The sequence below is a fragment of the Pseudomonas sp. CK-NBRI-02 genome (assembly GCF_008124495.1).
Classification (GTDB): domain Bacteria; phylum Pseudomonadota; class Gammaproteobacteria; order Pseudomonadales; family Pseudomonadaceae; genus Aquipseudomonas; species Aquipseudomonas guariconensis.
This window is the reverse complement of the sequence record NZ_VSJH01000015.1, coordinates 47,647-63,203: the sequence shown is the minus strand read 5'-3', so window position 1 is coordinate 63,203 and position 15,557 is coordinate 47,647. Positions and strand designations below refer to the sequence as shown.

At 64.2% G+C, this 15,557-nt stretch carries 11 protein-coding genes and 1 pseudogene; 5 read left to right on the top strand and 7 right to left on the bottom strand.

Annotated features, from left to right (window positions below; genetic code table 11):
- The first annotated feature begins 9 nt into the window (after positions 1-9).
- Positions 10-1,419, top strand: coding sequence for a GntR family transcriptional regulator MpaR (mapR, locus tag DQ397_RS11315; RefSeq protein WP_043211262.1), 1,410 nt, complete (start codon positions 10-12; stop codon positions 1,417-1,419).
- A gap of 54 nt (positions 1,420-1,473) precedes the next feature.
- Here the strand turns inward: mapR and DQ397_RS11310 are convergent, their stop codons facing one another.
- From DQ397_RS11310 to DQ397_RS11285, 6 genes are all read right to left on the bottom strand, one after another.
- The gene (locus DQ397_RS11310; RefSeq protein WP_043211264.1) at positions 1,474-2,220 is read right to left on the bottom strand and encodes an SDR family oxidoreductase; all 747 of its coding nucleotides are present in this window, start codon (positions 2,218-2,220) and stop codon (positions 1,474-1,476) included.
- A 178-nt stretch (positions 2,221-2,398) separates the two neighbouring features.
- A complete protein-coding gene (locus DQ397_RS11305) occupies positions 2,399-3,934 on the bottom strand; it encodes a DHA2 family efflux MFS transporter permease subunit (RefSeq protein WP_043211265.1) in 1,536 nt (511 codons plus the stop codon).
- Positions 3,931-5,124, bottom strand: a complete 1,194-nt coding sequence (locus tag DQ397_RS11300; protein ID WP_043211268.1) for an efflux RND transporter periplasmic adaptor subunit — start codon at positions 5,122-5,124, stop codon at positions 3,931-3,933. The genes DQ397_RS11305 and DQ397_RS11300 overlap by 4 nt, the downstream gene beginning before the upstream one ends.
- Positions 5,125-5,152: 28 nt before the next feature.
- Positions 5,153-5,626, bottom strand: coding sequence for a MarR family winged helix-turn-helix transcriptional regulator (locus tag DQ397_RS11295; RefSeq protein ID WP_043211269.1), 474 nt, complete (start codon positions 5,624-5,626; stop codon positions 5,153-5,155).
- A gap of 98 nt (positions 5,627-5,724) precedes the next feature.
- Positions 5,725-6,357, bottom strand: coding sequence for a response regulator transcription factor (locus DQ397_RS11290; protein WP_148921546.1), 633 nt, complete (start codon positions 6,355-6,357; stop codon positions 5,725-5,727).
- A gap of 12 nt (positions 6,358-6,369) precedes the next feature.
- On the bottom strand, positions 6,370-7,767 hold the full coding sequence (locus DQ397_RS11285; RefSeq protein WP_043211271.1) for a sensor histidine kinase: 1,398 nt from the start codon (positions 7,765-7,767) through the stop codon (positions 6,370-6,372).
- Positions 7,768-7,957: 190 nt separating this feature from the next.
- Here DQ397_RS11285 and DQ397_RS11280 point away from each other — a divergent pair, with 190 nt between their 5' ends.
- From DQ397_RS11280 to DQ397_RS11270, 3 genes are all read left to right on the top strand, one after another.
- Positions 7,958-9,580, top strand: a complete 1,623-nt coding sequence (locus tag DQ397_RS11280) for an acyl-CoA synthetase (RefSeq protein ID WP_043211273.1) — start codon at positions 7,958-7,960, stop codon at positions 9,578-9,580.
- 20 nt (positions 9,581-9,600) lie between these two features.
- On the top strand, positions 9,601-11,370 hold the full coding sequence (locus tag DQ397_RS11275) for an acyl-CoA dehydrogenase C-terminal domain-containing protein (protein WP_043211275.1): 1,770 nt from the start codon (positions 9,601-9,603) through the stop codon (positions 11,368-11,370).
- 150 nt (positions 11,371-11,520) lie between these two features.
- On the top strand, positions 11,521-12,522 hold the full coding sequence (locus tag DQ397_RS11270) for a FecR family protein (RefSeq protein ID WP_043211277.1): 1,002 nt from the start codon (positions 11,521-11,523) through the stop codon (positions 12,520-12,522).
- Between the two features lie 73 nt (positions 12,523-12,595).
- Here the strand turns inward: DQ397_RS11270 and DQ397_RS11265 are convergent, their stop codons facing one another.
- Positions 12,596-13,915 (bottom strand): Na+/H+ antiporter family protein, encoded by a 1,320-nt coding sequence (locus DQ397_RS11265; protein WP_043211279.1) that lies wholly within the window; start codon positions 13,913-13,915, stop codon positions 12,596-12,598.
- 265 nt (positions 13,916-14,180) lie between these two features.
- Between DQ397_RS11265 and DQ397_RS25010 the strand changes: the two are divergent.
- A pseudogene (locus tag DQ397_RS25010) lies at positions 14,181-15,467 on the top strand (HAMP domain-containing protein); the annotation flags it as partial.
- Positions 15,468-15,557 lie beyond the last annotated feature (90 nt).

Here is a 15,557-nt window from a genome sequence, read left to right as displayed (position 1 = left end):
CGAGCCACGATGAAACGCTACGAACGATTCGCTGACGACATTGCCGAACTGATCCGCTCCGGCGTCCTGGGGCCCGGTCAACGTGTACCTTCGGTGCGCTACGCCAGCCAGACCCACGGCGTCAGCCCGTCCACGGTGTTTCAGGCTTACTACTTGCTCGAGCGCCGTGGCCTGATTCGCGCCCGGCCGCGCTCAGGCTACTTCGTCAATGCCCACGCACCCCGGCCGTTCAGCGAACCCCAGGCCTTGGCACCGGTCAGCGAATCCACCCAGGTGGACGTCAGCGCGTTGGTATTCTCCATCCTCGACTCGATCAAGGATCCGCATACCGTGCCGTTCGGCTCGGCCTTCCCCAGCCCGGAACTCTTCCCCCTCCAGCGTCTGTCGCGCTCGCTGGCGAGCGCCAGCCGAGCCATGGACCCGCGCATGGTGGTCACTGACCTGTCGCCGGGCAATCCGCAACTGCGCAGGCAGATCGCCCTGCGCTACATGGTCGGTGGGCTGATGCTGCCCATGGAGGAGCTGCTGATCACCAACGGCGCCCTGGAGGCGCTCAATCTGTGCCTGCAGGCGGTCACCGAACCTGGCGATCTGGTCGCAATCGAAGCCCCGGCCTTCTATGCCTGCCTGCAGGTGCTCGAGCGCCTGAAGCTCAAGGCCGTGGAAATCCCGGTGCATCCACGTGAAGGCATGGACCTGGCAGTACTGGCGCAAACCTTGGAGAAACACCCGGTAAAAGCCGTCTGGTGCATGACCAACTTCCAGAATCCGGTGGGCGCAAGCATGCCTGAGGCGAAGAAGCAGGCGTTGGTGGAGCTGCTGCGCCGCCACCAGGTGCCGCTGATCGAAGACGATGTCTACGCCGAGCTCTACTATGCCCAGCAAGCGCCCAAGCCGGCCAAGGCCTTCGACACCGAGGGCCTGGTGATGCACTGCGGTTCCTTCGCCAAGAGCCTGGCACCGGGCTATCGCATTGGCTGGGTGGCTGCCGGGCGCTTTGCCCAGAAGATCGAGCGGCTCAAGCTGATGACCTCGCTGTGCGCCTCGATGCCCGCCCAGGCTGCGATCGCCGACTACCTGCAATACGGCGGCTACGACCGCCACCTGCGCAAGCTGCGCTATGCCCTGGAAGGCCAGCAGTTGAGCATGCTGGCCGCCATCGCCCGGCATTTCCCGGCGCAGACCCGTGTAAGCCACCCCAGCGGTGGTTACTTCCTGTGGCTTGAACTGCCGGAGCAGATGGATGCGCTCAAGTTGTTCCACATGGCCCTGGCCCAGGGCATCAGCATCGCCCCGGGGCCAATCTTCTCGCCCACGCGGCGCTTTGGTAACTGCATCCGCCTGAACTACGGCAGCCCTTGGAATGAGGGTGCCGAGCAGGCCATGGAGACGTTGGGGCGGATCGTGAGGTCGTTCTGATCGCGCAGCAGGGTCTGCTTCGCAGCCCACCGCGGTGCGCGCTCCCCCAGCTACTTAGCGCCCACCACCCAGGTCAATGAAACTACCTGTCGAATAGGACGCTTTGTCCGACAGCAGCCACAGGATCGCCTCGGCCACTTCCTCCGGCCGTCCTCCACGCCCCATGGGCAAACCCGGTTCGAGTTTGGATACCCGGTCCGGATCGCCACTCAACGCATGGAAACCTGTGTGGATGTAGCCAGGCCGTACGCCATTGACCCGCACGCCCTCGCCTGCCACTTCCTTGGCCAGGCCGACGGTGAAGGTGTCCAGCGCACCCTTGGAGGCGGCGTAGTCGACATATTCGTGGGGAGCGCCAAGGCGCGCCGCCACGGACGATACATTGACGATCGCCCCGCCCTGCCCGCCATGACGGCGGGCCATGCGCAGCAATGCGTGCTTAGCGCACAGCATTGGGCCGACCACGTTGGTCTTCATCACCTTGAGCAGGCGGAACTCAGACATCTCCTCCACCCGACTCTGCTGGCCGATGGTGCCGGCGTTGTTGACCAGCGCGGTAACCGGACCAAGCTCCTGGTCGACGCGATGGAACAGCTGCGCCACTTCATCTTCGACACTGGCATCGGCTCGCACGGCGATGGCCGTGGCCCCGAGCGCACGCACCTGGGCCAGCACCTGTTCGGCGGCCTGGTCGTCGGCGTGGTAGTTGATGCAGATGCGATAACCCTGCTGCGCCGCCAGCAAGGCGGTGGCGGCGCCGATGCCACGGCTGGCACCGGTGATGACGATGACGTTCTCCATGAATCTGCCAATTGCCTGGAAATGAACGTTCGACAATAGAAGAAATGCAGAGGGTTGTGAATGCCCGCCTGAACGTTAGCGGTCGCACGCGTGCAGAGCCCCTTCGCGGGCGAGTCCACTGTCACAGGGAGCAACCCGGGCCAGGCGCGAGTGGCTCATCCGCGAAGAAGCCGTTGCATCAGTGTCCGGCCGACGCTGGCCCCGCCTTGGCGGTGAACGGCGGCCGTGCGAGCCATACCAGCAGGATCAGCCCTGCGAACACCCAGGTCATCAAGGTGAAGTAATCCACCGTCGACATCATGTAGGCCTGGCCGTTGAGGATCCGCTCCAGCTGCGCATAGCTCTGCGGGTTGGCCCCGCCCAACTGCTCCAGCATGTGCTGGGTGGAAGGATCGTACTGACTGATGTGCTCGCTCAGGTACGCGTGGTGCTGGTCGGCGCGGCGAATCCAGATCCAGGTGGTCAGCGAGGCGGCGAAGCTGCCTCCGAGGGTGCGCAGGAAGGTCGCCAGCCCCGAGCCATCGGCGATCTGGTGAGGCGGCAGGTCCGACAGCAGGATGCTCAAGGTCGGCATGAAGAACAGCGCCACGCCGATGCCCATGAACAGTTGCACCAGTGCCACGTGCTGGAAGTCCACCTCGCTGGTGAAGCCGGCGCGCATGTAGCAGCTGGCGCCGATCGCCAGGAACGCCAACCCCGCCAGCAAACGCAGATCGACCCGGTGCGCATACTTGCCCACGAATGGCGACAGGACCACAGGCAGCAGGCCGATCGGCGCCACTGCCAAGCCCGCCCAGGTGGCGGTGTAACCCATCTGGGTCTGCAACCATTGCGGCAGGATCAGGTTGATGCCGAAGAAGCCCGCATAGCCAAGCACCATCACCAAGGTGCCGACACGGAAATTGCGGTGCACGAACAAACGCAGGTTGACCACCGGATGACGATCGGTGAGTTCCCAGATGATGAAGACCGCCAGAAATACCACCGAAATCAGGCTGCCGATGACGATGAACGAGGATTCGAACCAATCCAGGTCGTTGCCTTTGTCCAGCACCACCTGCAAAGCGCCCACGCCGATGATCAGCGTCAGCAGGCCGATATAGTCCATCGGCTGACGGCTGGTGACCACGGGTCGCGCGCGCATCTGCTGGCGCACCACGGCCGCGGCGAACAGGCCGATGGGGACGTTGATGAAGAAGATCCAGGGCCAGCTGTAGCTGTCGGTGATCCAGCCACCGAGAATCGGCCCGGCAATCGGCGCCACCACCGTGACCATGGCCAGCAAGGCCAGCGCCATGCCCCTTTTAGCGGGCGGGTACACGGCGATCAGCAGGGTCTGGGTCATCGGGTACAGCGGCCCGGCGACCACACCCTGCAGCACGCGGAAGGCCACCAGTTCCGGCATCGACTGGGCGATGCCGCACAGGAACGAGGCCAGCACGAACAGCAATGTGGCCCACAGGAATAGCTTCACCTCGCCGAAGCGCCGGCTCAGCCAGCCCGTCAGCGGCAAGGCGATGGCATTGCTCACCGCGAACGAGGTGATCACCCAGGTGCCCTGCTCGTAGCTCACCCCCAGGTTGCCGGAGATGGTCGGCAGGGCCACGTTGGCGATGGTGGTGTCGAGCACCTGCATGAAAGTCGCCAGCGACAGGCCGATGGTCGTCAGCAGCAGGCTCGGCGGAGTGAACTGCGCGGGCGCGTCCTTGCTCATCGCTGGGCCGTCTTGCCGGTGGCGCTGTTCTCGTGGATCAGCCGGGCGATCAGGTTGTCGGCTTCGACCAACTGGCGATCGTACACCTGGGTGGTGTAGCTGGCTTGCTGTGGCGGCTGCTGGGCCAGCGCCGGGCCGCTCTGGTCATGCAGATCGACCTCGACAACGGTGGACAGGCCAATACGCAGGGGGTGGTCCTTGAGCTGTTCGGGGTTCAGGTGAATACGCACCGGTACCCGTTGCACGATCTTGATCCAGTTGCCGGTGGCGTTCTGCGCCGGCAACAGCGCAAAGGCGCTGCCGGTACCGGCGCCCAGGCTGTCCACGGTACCGCTGTATTTCACGTCGCTGCCATAAAGATCGGCAGAGATTTCCACCGGCTGACCGATGCGCATGTCGCGCAGTTGGGTTTCCTTGAAGTTGGCATCGATCCAGACCTGGTCCAGCGGGATCACCGCCATGGTCGCGACACCCGGCTGCAGGCGCTGGCCCAGTTGCACGGTACGCTTGGCCACGTAGCCGGTGACCGGTGCTACCAATGTGGTGCGGGCATTGTCGAGGTAGGCCTGGCGCAGGTCGGCGGCGGCAGCCATTACCTCGGGGTGCGAGGAGACCACGGTATCGTCGACCAGTGCAGTGCTGGTGTTCAGTTGCTGGCGGGCGCTGTTCAAGGCGCTCTGGGCGACGATCAAGTCGTCGCGAGCGTGGGAGATTTCCTCAGCGGCGATTGCCCCACTGTCTGCCAGCACCTTGCGCCGGTTGTAATTGTCCTGGGCTTTCTGCAGCTCAGCCTGACGCGTCTGCAATTGCGCCTTGAGCGCATCGACGTTGCTGTACAGGCCCCGGACCTGACGCACAGTGCGCGCCAGCTTGGCCTCGGCGGCCTGCAAGGCGACCTCGCTGTCGGCCGGGTCGAAGCGCAGCAGGACCTGGCCTTCGTGCACCAAGTCGCCATCATCGGCACCGATGCTGGTGACGGTACCGGTCACCAGCGGCGTGATTTCCACCACGTTGCCATTGACGTAGGCGTCGTCGGTGCTTTCATGCCAGCGCCCGACCAGGGTGTACCAGCCCCAGGCGGCGGCACCGGCAAGGATCAGCACCAGCAGCAAGCCAAGCAACCAGGCCTTGCGCTTGCCTGTGTTGTCCGGCGCAGGTGCTGGGGTGGAGGTGTCAGCGGAAGTGGCCATGACAATACCTTGGATGAGTCGTGAGGGATCAACGATCGGCGAAACGGCTGATCGTCAGGGGGTCGCCGGCGCTGATCAGCACCTTGGCAAGCAAGCCTTCAAGGGCCTTGAGCTCTTCGGGCTCGAGCACACCGACCAGCTCGTTCATCGCCGCCGCGCCGATCTCCGGCAGCCGGTCGGCCAGGCGCTGACCCTCGGCAGTCAACGCCAGGCGCACCTGGCGACGGTCTTCTGGGCAGCGGTTACGCACGATCAGCTCCTTCTGCTCGAGGCGATCGAGCATGCGGGTCATCGAGCCGCTGTCCAGGCCCAGGTAGCGACACAGCTCGGCCGGCGTGTCCACTTGGTACTGGGTGACGATGATCAGCACCTTGAACTGGGCGGCAGTGACGCCGTCGGCTTCCAGGTGAGAGTCGAGGATGCGGTCCTTCAGGAGCGCGGCGCGGCCAAGCAGCAGGCCGATGGTGCAGGTCTGGAAGTTTTCCGGAGAGAAATGGGACATGACAGGCTGCTCAGGCAATTGTTTAAAAATATTACTGCCTAGGCAGTGAATGTCAAAGCCTTAAATAGCCTGCTATGTAAATTTTCGTACAGAAGCCCTCAGGACTCCTGTAATCCCAGCGCCGCGACCTGCCCACAAGCGATGGCCATACCCACCAGCTCAGGAAGGCTCGCAGCCTGCAGGCGCTTCATCACCCGCCCTCGATACAGGTCGACGGTCTTGACGCTGACGCCCAATTGCTCGGCGATTTCCCGGTTGCTCAGCCCTTGGGCCAAGGGAATGAACACGTCGCGCTCACGGGGCGTGAGCCCGTCGATCCGCGCCTGCACGGCGGCCAGGGCTTCGCTGCCCTGCTGTCGGCGACGGACCTGGTCCAGGGCGGCTTGCACGCTGTCGAGCAGCAATTGGTCGTTGTAGGGTTTTTCGATGAAGTCGCAGGCACCGGCCTTGAAGGCCCGTACCACGATGGGCACATCGGCGTGGCCGCTGACGAAGATCACCGGGATGTCGAGCCCGCGCTCACGTAGCGCCGCCTGTACCGCCAGCCCGCCCAGGCCTGGCATGCGCACATCCAAAAGCACGCAGGCCGGCTCGCGGTCATCGCAGACATCGAGAAACGCCTGCCCCCCTGTGAACGGCAGCGCGTGCAGGCCTACCGACTCCAGCAACCAGACCGTCGAGTCGAGCATGCCCTGGTCGTCATCGACCACATACACCTTCGCTTGCACCACTGGCCCCTCTCCTTATCCGTTGTTCGCCGGCAGACGACAGCACAGCACCAAGCCACCCGCCTCGCCCGGCCGCGCCTGTAGGCTGCCACCAAAGCCCTCGACAATGCTCCGGCTCATGCTCAACCCCAATCCCAGGCCATCGGCCTTGGTCGTGGTGAACGGCGTGAAGATCTCATCCAGGCGTTTCACCGCCACGCCCGGGCCCTGATCGCAGACCTCCACCAGCAGCCCGTCGTCCACGGCCTTGGCGATGAGCAGGATACGCGAGGCCTGCGTCCCGTGCTGCTCGCGGTTGGCGTCGATAGCATTGCGCAGCAGATTGAGCAGCACCTGCTCGAGCAATACCCGGTCGGCGTACACCTTGGGCAACTGCGGGCCCAGGCGCTGTTCGATGCGCACCTGGGCCTGCCCGGCCTCCCAGGCGCACAGACGCAACGCCTCACCCACCACATCGGCGATATCCAGCGCCTGGAGATGACGCGGCCCCTTGCGCAGGAAGGCCCGTAGGCGACGGATCACCTGCGCGGCATGGTTGGCCTGGGCGTTGATACGTTGCAAGCCCTGAGCGATGCGTTCGCGGGCCTGGGGGTCATGGTCGAGGTTGTGCAGGTAACGCAGGCTGGCGTTGCTGTAATTGAGCACCGCTGCCAGCGGCTGGTTGATCTCATGGGCAATGCCCGAGGCGAGCTCGCCCAAGGTGGCGACGCGGGCGCTGTGGGCCAGGGTCTCCTGGGCTTCGATGCGCAACGTGATGTCGCGCGAGACGGCGACGATTTCCACCACCGTGCCGGTATAGGTCTCGCGGATCGCCCGACAGGCAATCTCGAACCAGCGGTAACGGCCATCGGCATGGCGCACCCGGCAGGTCAGGGTGTGGTAGCCCTCCACTTCCAGTGCCGCACCGGCCTGCAGCAGCACCTGACGCCGCTCGCTGGGGTGCAGCAAAGTGTGCACGGCGCTGCCGCGCAGTTGTTCAGGCCACAGGCCGAGCAAGCGGAACGCCGCCGGCGTGGCATCGAGAAAACGCCCGTCCGGGCTGTGCCGGGAAATCAAGTCGGTGGTGTTTTCAGTGATCAGTCGGTACAGACGCCGGGCACGGCTGGCCTCGCGCGCCTCGCGACGTTCATCGCTGGCGTCGCGGCAGCGGGCCACGACCTGCTGGCCGTTGTCATCGGGAATGAACGTCCAAAGCAGGATGCGCTCCCCAACCTCGGCCTCCACTTCGACGATGGCACGGCGTTGACGCAGACATGCCTTTACCAGAGCGGCGGTATTGGTGGGCAATGCCTGCGTGTCCTCGCCGAACAGCGTCTGGAATGCGGAGTTGAACGCCAACGGGCGTGCGTCGGAGGCCAGCAAGAGGCTCGGTTGCGGGTCCTTGGCCAGCAAGGGCGATAGGGTCGTATTCACCGTAGAAGGCTCTTCTTATAGTAGCTTTACTATATTGCTATAGTCGATCTTCCAGCTACCATAGCGGTTCGCGTAAAAATGCGACAGGGGCAGCAGCCATCGGCCTGCTCCCTTTCCCTGATCAGAGCTAACAATCAGCCACCGGGGGCCATGCGCACAGGCTGCGTCTGCCTCCTTACAGGACCACCGCATGTCGATCTATTCCCAGGGCCTGATGCCCACTGCTGTCAATCATGTCGCCCTCACCCCCTTGAGCTTCATCGAGCGAACCGCCGCGGTGTATGGCCGCTATCCGGCGGTGATCCACGGCGCCATCCGTCGTGACTGGGCCCAGACCTACGCCCGTTGCCGACGCCTGGCCAGTGCCTTGGCCGGGCGCGGTATCGGCCGGGGCGACACAGTCGCAGTGATGTTGCCGAACATTCCGGCAATGCTCGAAGCGCACTTTGCCGTGCCGATGATCGGCGCGGTGCTCAACACCCTCAACGTGCGTCTGGACGCCGAGGCCATCGCCTTCATGCTGCAGCACGGCGAAGCCAAGGTACTGATCACCGACCGCGAGTTCCACAGCGTGATCGAAGGCGCCCTGGCCCTGCTCGAACACCCTCCCCTGGTGGTCGATGTGGACGATCCAGAGTACGGTGAAGGCCGCGCCGTCAGCGATCTGGATTACGAGGCGCTGCTGGCCGAAGGCGATCCGGCGTTCGCCTGGGAATGGCCCGATGATGAATGGCAGGCGATTTCCCTGAACTACACCTCCGGCACCACCGGCAATCCCAAAGGCGTGGTGTATCACCATCGCGGCGCCTACCTCAACGCCCTGGGCAACCAGATGACCTGGTCCATGGGCCAGCATCCGGTGTACCTGTGGACACTGCCGATGTTCCACTGCAACGGCTGGTGCTACCCCTGGACCGTCACCGCCCTGGCCGGCACCCATGTGTTCCTGCGCCGGGTCGATCCACAGAAGATCCTCAACCTGATCCGCGAGCACCGGGTCAGCCACCTGTGTGGCGCGCCCATCGTGCTCAACGCCCTGGTGAACGTGCCCGATGCCGACAAAGCCGCCATCGGCCACCCGGTGCAGGCAATGGTCGCGGGCGCTGCGCCACCAGCCAAGGTGATCGGTGCGGTCGAGCAGATGGGCATCCGCGTCACCCACACTTATGGCCTGACCGAGGTCTACGGCCCGGTCACCGTCTGCGCCTGGCACGAGGAGTGGGATGAACAGCCGCTGGAGCAGCGGGCTCGGATCAAATCCCGCCAAGGTGTGCGTTATCCGACCCTGGATGGGCTGATGGTGGCCGATCCACAGACCCTGCAACCGGTGCCGCAGGACGGCACGACCCTGGGCGAGATCTTCATGCGCGGCAACACGGTGATGAAGGGCTATCTGAAGAACCCCGAGGCCACCGCCGAGGCCTTCCGTGGTGGCTGGTTCCATACCGGCGACCTGGCCGTCTGGCATGCCGACGGCTACGTCGAGATCAAGGATCGGCTCAAGGACATCATCATCTCCGGCGGCGAGAACATCTCCACCATCGAAGTCGAAGATACCCTCTACAAGCATCCGGCAGTGCTCGAAGCCGCCGTGGTGGCCCGCCCGGATGAAAAGTGGGGCGAAACACCCTGCGCGTTCGTCGCCCTCAAGGCAGGGCAAGCCAGCACCCGGGAGGCAGACATCATCCAGTGGTGCCGCGAGCACCTGGCCGGTTTCAAGGTGCCCAAGACCGTGGTGTTCGGCGAGCTGCCCAAGACCTCCACGGGCAAGATCCAGAAATACGTCCTGCGCGACCGGGCCAAGGCCCTCTGACTATCCACGCGAGCCCCGACATGACTGATTACAACGCGCCTCTGCGCGACATGCGTTTCGTCCTGCACGAAGTCTTCGACGCTCCGGCCCTGTGGGCACGCTTGCCCGCTCTGGCCGAGCGGGTCGACGCCAACACCGCCGATGCCATCCTCGAAGAGGCGGCAAAGATCACAGGCCAATTGATCGCCCCCCTCAGCCGTAACGGCGATGAGCAAGGCGTACGCTTCGACGACGGCCAGGTGATCACCCCTGACGGCTTCCGCCAGGCCTGGCAGACCTACCGCGAAGGCGGCTGGGTCGGTCTGGGTGGCAACCCTGAGCATGGCGGCATGGGCATGCCGAAAATGCTCGCCGTGCTGTTCGAAGAGATGCTCTACGCCGCCGATTGCAGCTTCAGCCTGTACTCGGCGCTGAGCGCCGGCAGTTGCCTGGCGATCGATGCCCATGCCAGTGACGACCTCAAGGCTATCTACCTGCCACCGCTTTACAGCGGCCAGTGGGCGGGCAGCATGTGCCTGACCGAGCCACACGCCGGAACTGATCTGGGGCTGATCCGCACCCGCGCCGAACCCCAGGCCGACGGCACCTACCAGGTCAGCGGCAGCAAGATATTCATCACCGGTGGCGAACAGGACCTGACCGAGAACATCATCCATCTGGTACTGGCCAGGCTGCCGGATGCGCCGGCCGGTCCAAAGGGGATTTCGCTGTTGCTGGTGCCCAAGTTCCTGGTCAACCCGGACGGCTCGCTCGGTGCGCGCAACGCCGTGCAGTGCGGCTCGATCGAACACAAGATGGGCATCAAGGCTTCGGCGACTTGCGTGATGAACTTCGACGGCGCCACCGGCTACCTGGTCGGCGAGCCGAACAAAGGCCTGGCGGCGATGTTCACGATGATGAACTATGAGCGCCTGTCCATCGGTCTCCAAGGTATCGGTTGCGCCGAGGCCTCGTACCAAAGCGCTGCGCGCTATGCCAAGGACCGCCTGCAAAGTCGGGCCGCCACTGGCCCGCAGGCCAAGGACAAGATCGCCGACCCGATCATTCATCACGGCGACGTACGGCGCATGTTGCTGACCATGCGCGCCTTGACCGAAGGCGGACGGGCCTTCGCCACCTACGTAGGCCAGCAACTGGACCTGGCCCGCTATGCCGAGGACGCGGGCGAACGGGAGCAGGCCGTGCGTCTGGTGGCGCTGCTGACGCCGGTGGCCAAGGCGTTCTTTACCGACAACGGCCTGGAGAGCTGCGTGCTGGGCCAGCAGGTGTTCGGTGGCCATGGCTATATCCGCGAATGGGGCCAGGAACAGCGCGTGCGAGATGTGCGGATCGCACAGATTTACGAGGGCACCAATGGCATCCAGGCACTCGACCTGCTCGGGCGCAAGGTGCTGGCTGACGATGGCCAGGCGCTGGCCGGTTTCCTGGCAGAAGTGCGCACCTTCTGTGCCGACGCACCGGCGCACCGGAAGGCCTTGCAAGACGCCCTGGACCGCCTGGAGCACACCAGCCACTGGCTACGCGAGCAAGCATCCAATGATGCCAATCTGGTCAGTGCCACCGCCGTGGAATACCTGCACCTCTTTGGCCTTACCGCCTACGCCTACATGTGGGCACGCATGGCCGCCGTGTCCCTGCGCAACCTCGAACAAGACCCTACCTTCCATGGGGCCAAGCTGTCGTGCGCGCAGTTCTTCTTCCAACGCCTGCTGCCGCGCAGCCTGGCCTTGGAAGTCAGCATCAAGGCTGGCAGCGGGAGTCTGTACGGCATGACCCCTGAGCAGTTCTGATCCGACAAGGGGCGCTCCGCGCCCCTGCTTATCGGCGCGAGAAGTCGGCTGATGCCGACAAAAAACCCCACAACTGATAGTCATTCGCCATTATCTCGGTTCTCGCCACCCCCCTGTGGAGGGTAGAATGCCGCAAAACCGGGAGCCACGATGAACCAAGACCGCCTCAACCCAGACGATGCCCTCGCCGATGCCGCCGCGCACTGGTGCATGCGCGTGCATGCCGAAGATTGCACGCCAGCCGAGCGCGAGGCGTTCAAACGGTGGCTTGCGGCCGATCCGAGGCACCTGGAGGAATACGAGGCGATGCTGGAGATCTGGCAGACCGCCGAATTGCTGCCTCGCACCACTACGGTGGTCGACTTCAACCCCAACGCCCGTCAACCGGCTCGTGCGCGCAACTGGCGCCCTCTGGCCTCGGCGGCGGCGATCGCCTTGCTGGCCCTGCCCCTGGCGGGTTGGGTCGGCTGGGAACAAGGCTGGCTGCCCAATCGTTACCAGCACGTTCAAAGCACCGACCAGATGCGCCAGGTCACGCTCAGCGACGGCAGCGTTGTCGAGCTCAACCTTCACAGCGAACTGCGCTACCTCAATTACAAGGATCAGCGCCAGGTCACCCTGGTCCAGGGCGAGGCGTTCTTCAAGGTTACGCACGACAGCACCCACCCGTTCATCGTTCGGGCGGGTACAGGCCAGACACGGGTGACCGGCACCCAGTTCAACGTCTGGAAGTATGAAGATCAGGTCAAGGTGACCTTGGTGGAAGGCTCTGTGCTGGTCAGCAGCAACGGCAACGATGGTGGCTACCGACTGGGCCCCGGCATGCAGGCCAGCTACCGCGCCGGCGACTTCGAACCGGCGCTCGCCCAGAGCGACGACTCAGGCAACAGCCTGGCCTGGCGCAGCGGCAAGTTGATTCTCGACAACCTGAGCCTCGCCCAGGCCCTACCGGTGATAAACCGCTACCTGGACACCCCCCTGCAACTGGCTGACGAGAGCACCGGCACCATTCGCGTCAGTGGCGTCTACAGCATCCATGAGGTCAAGCGATTGGTGGACAATCTGCCCAAGGTACTGCCGATCTACCTGACCCGCAGCAAGGACGGCAGCACCGTCCTCAATCGTATTTCCCCGCCGCCTGGACGCGGCTGACGCCGCAGCGTGCCAGCCTAGCCCTCTAGGTGCGGGCCGAACCTGCGATGGGCTGCAGGGCAGCCCGGGTTCTTCAAAGCACCATCGCCGCCAGCCAGCCAAAGGCCAGCAACGGCAGGTTGTAATGGATGAAGGTCGGCACCACGGTGTCCCAGATATGGTGATGCTGGCCATCCACGTTGAGGCCCGAGGTCGGGCCCAGGGTCGAGTCCGACGCGGGCGAACCGGCATCGCCCAGCGCACCGGCGGTACCGACGATGCACACCGTGGCGACCGGGTCGAAGCCCAGCTGCACGCACAGCGGCACGAAGATCGCGGCCAGGATCGGCACCGTGGAAAACGACGAGCCGATGCCCATGGTCACCAGCAGCCCTACCAACAGCATGAGCAGGGCACCGATGCCCTTGCTGTGGTCGATCCACTGCGCCGAGGTTTCCACCAGGCTCTTCACCTCACCGGTCGCCTTCATCACCTCGGCAAACCCCGAGGCGGCAATCATGATGAAGCCGATCATGGCCATCATCTTCATGCCTTCGGTGAACAGGTCGTCGGTGTCCTTCCAGCGCACGATGCCCGAGAGCGAGAAAATCAAAAAGCCCACCATCGCCCCGATGATCATCGAGTCCAGCCAGAGCTGGATGATGAATGCCGCGGCGATGGCCGCGCCTGCCACCAGCAAGGTCAAGGGGTTGTAGCTGACGCTGACCTGCTCGACCTGTTCGATGCGATTCAGGTCATAGTCACGCTTCTTGCGGTAGCTGAAGAACACGGCCAGCAGCAATCCGGCCAGCATGCCGGCGGCCGGGATGGCCATGGCATGGGTGACATTCACCCCACTGACGTCCACCCCTGCACGGCTGACGTTGGCCAGCAGGATCTCGTTGAGGAAGATGTTGCCAAAGCCGACCGGCAGGAACATGTACGGAGTGATCAGGCCAAACGTGATCACACAGGCGATCAACCGACGGTCGATGCGCAAGCGGGTCAGCACATAGAGCAGCGGCGGCACCAGCAGCGGTATGAAGGCGATATGGATGGGCAGTATGTTCTGCGACGAGATCGCCACCACCAGCATCAGGCCGATCAGCAGCCACTTGAGCCCACCCGCGTTGCCATGCCCCTGGCGATCGACCATCGCCAGGGCGCGATCGGCCAGGGCGTGGGCCAGCCCGGACTTGGCGATGGCGACGGCGAAGGCCCCCAGCAGCGCGTAAGACAGCGCCACCGTGGCGCCACCGCCCAGGCCACTGTTGAAAGCCTTGAGCGTGCCTTCGGTGCCCAGGCCTCCGACCAGGCCACCGGCCAGGGCGCCAATGATCAGGGCGATGACCACATGCACGCGGGACAGGCTCAGGATCAGCATGATGCCGACCGCGGCAATGACAGCATTCATTGTGTGGGTTACCTCGTAACGACGGACAAAAAGCGGACGCGCCGGCGACAGGCTGCCTCAAGGCAGTGGCCGGGCCAGGGGATATTGTTATGAAGGGCGCACACTCTGAAGCACGCTCGGTCGCTTGTCAAAGCGCTCAACGTCGCGACCTGACGCAACAGGCTCAGGCAATACGAATTTTTATTGAACGCTTGAATAAAGAAAGCCTGGGAGGCGCCGACACAGGAGGCAGACCCCCGATTTATAACAAGGGATTCGCCCGAAAATGCCTCTGCGACAACTCTCCATCCAGTGGAAGATCACCCTGCTGGCCGGGCTCTGCCTGGCCACCATCGTCACGGTACTGATCGGCCTTTCGCTTTACCGCATGGACCATAGCTCCGACCTGGTCAAAGCCAGCAGCATGCAGATGCTCACCGAGTCGGCCCAGGCGCGCATCGAGTCGCAAGGCGAGGTCCAGGCCTTGAACATCCGCCGCCAGTTCATGGATGCCTACCAGTACGGCGCAGGGTTTGCCCGTCAGGTGCTGTTCCTGCGCGAGCAGGCCGAAAAGCGCTTCCTGGACGCCTACGACCTGCGCGAAGACATGACCCGCCAGGTGCGCGCTGCACTTCAGGCCAAACCCGACTTGCTGGGCCTGTCGCTGGTGTTCGAGCCTGACGCGCTGGATGGCAAGGACAAACTGTTTACCGGTCAGGCCGAACTGGGCAGCAACGAGACCGGCCGCTTCGCCCTTTACTGGTCGCAACCGCGTGCCGGCCAGCTGACCTCCATGGCCCTGCCCGAGCAGGACATGGCCAACACCGAGATCGGCCCGAGCGGCGAGCCGAACAACACCTGGTGGGTCTGCCCGCGCAGCACCGGCAAGGTCTGCGTGAGCGAGCCGTACTTCTACACCATCGAAGGCCAGCAGGTGCTGATGACCAGCATCGTGTTCCCGCTGATCGTCGCCAACAAGGTGATCGCCACCTTGTCCATCGACATCAACCTCAACAGCCTGCAGGCCCTCAGCCAGGATGCCAGCCGCAACCTCTATGAAGGCCGCACCACGGTCGGCATTCTGAGCCCTGCAGGCCTGCTGGCCGGCTACAGTGCCGATGCCAGCAAACTGGCCCACCGCTTCGACCAGGTCGACACCGCCCAAGGCGCCAGCCTCGTGGGCAAGCTGCCCGAAGGCAAGCTGCAGATTTTGCGCAACGAGCAGCGTCTGAAGGTGCTGGCCGCGTTCGAACCGATCCCTGGCGGCAAGCCTTGGGGCGTGCTGCTCGATGTGCCGGAAAGCGCCCTGACAGGCCCGGCCGAGACGCTCAAGCAGGAACTCGACAGCCTCAACACCAGCGGCACCTTGCTGGAGCTGGGCCTGGGCCTGGCCGTGGCGATTGCCGGCCTGTTGCTGGTGTGGCTGATGGCCCGGGGAGTCACCCGGCCGATCCTGGGCGTGGCCGCCATGCTCAAGGACATCGCCAGCGGTGAAGGCGACCTCACCCGTCGCCTGACCTATGACAAACGCGATGAACTGGGCGAGCTGGCCGGCTGGTTCAACCGTTTCCTCGACAAGCTGCAACCGACCATTGCCGACGTCAAAGCGTCGGTCCAGGCTGCCCGTGGTACCGCCGACCAGTCCGCGGCCATCGCCGCCGAA

Bases quoted from the DNA above. Each gene is read 5' to 3' on its own strand.
- DQ397_RS11305 (WP_043211265.1), bottom strand. From the start codon at position 3,934: ATGAGCAAGGACGCGCCCGCGCAGTTCACTCCGCCGAGCCTGCTGCTG.
- DQ397_RS11280 (WP_043211273.1), top strand. From the start codon at position 7,958: ATGTCGATCTATTCCCAGGGCCTGATGCCCACTGCTGTCAATCATGTC.
- DQ397_RS11265 (WP_043211279.1), bottom strand. From the start codon at position 13,915: ATGAATGCTGTCATTGCCGCGGTCGGCATCATGCTGATCCTGAGCCTG.
- DQ397_RS11275 (WP_043211275.1), top strand. From the start codon at position 9,601: ATGACTGATTACAACGCGCCTCTGCGCGACATGCGTTTCGTCCTGCAC.
- DQ397_RS11295 (WP_043211269.1), bottom strand. From the start codon at position 5,626: ATGTCCCATTTCTCTCCGGAAAACTTCCAGACCTGCACCATCGGCCTG.
- mapR (WP_043211262.1), top strand. From the start codon at position 10: ATGAAACGCTACGAACGATTCGCTGACGACATTGCCGAACTGATCCGC.
- DQ397_RS11300 (WP_043211268.1), bottom strand. From the start codon at position 5,124: ATGGCCACTTCCGCTGACACCTCCACCCCAGCACCTGCGCCGGACAAC.
- DQ397_RS11270 (WP_043211277.1), top strand. From the start codon at position 11,521: ATGAACCAAGACCGCCTCAACCCAGACGATGCCCTCGCCGATGCCGCC.
- DQ397_RS11310 (WP_043211264.1), bottom strand. From the start codon at position 2,220: ATGGAGAACGTCATCGTCATCACCGGTGCCAGCCGTGGCATCGGCGCC.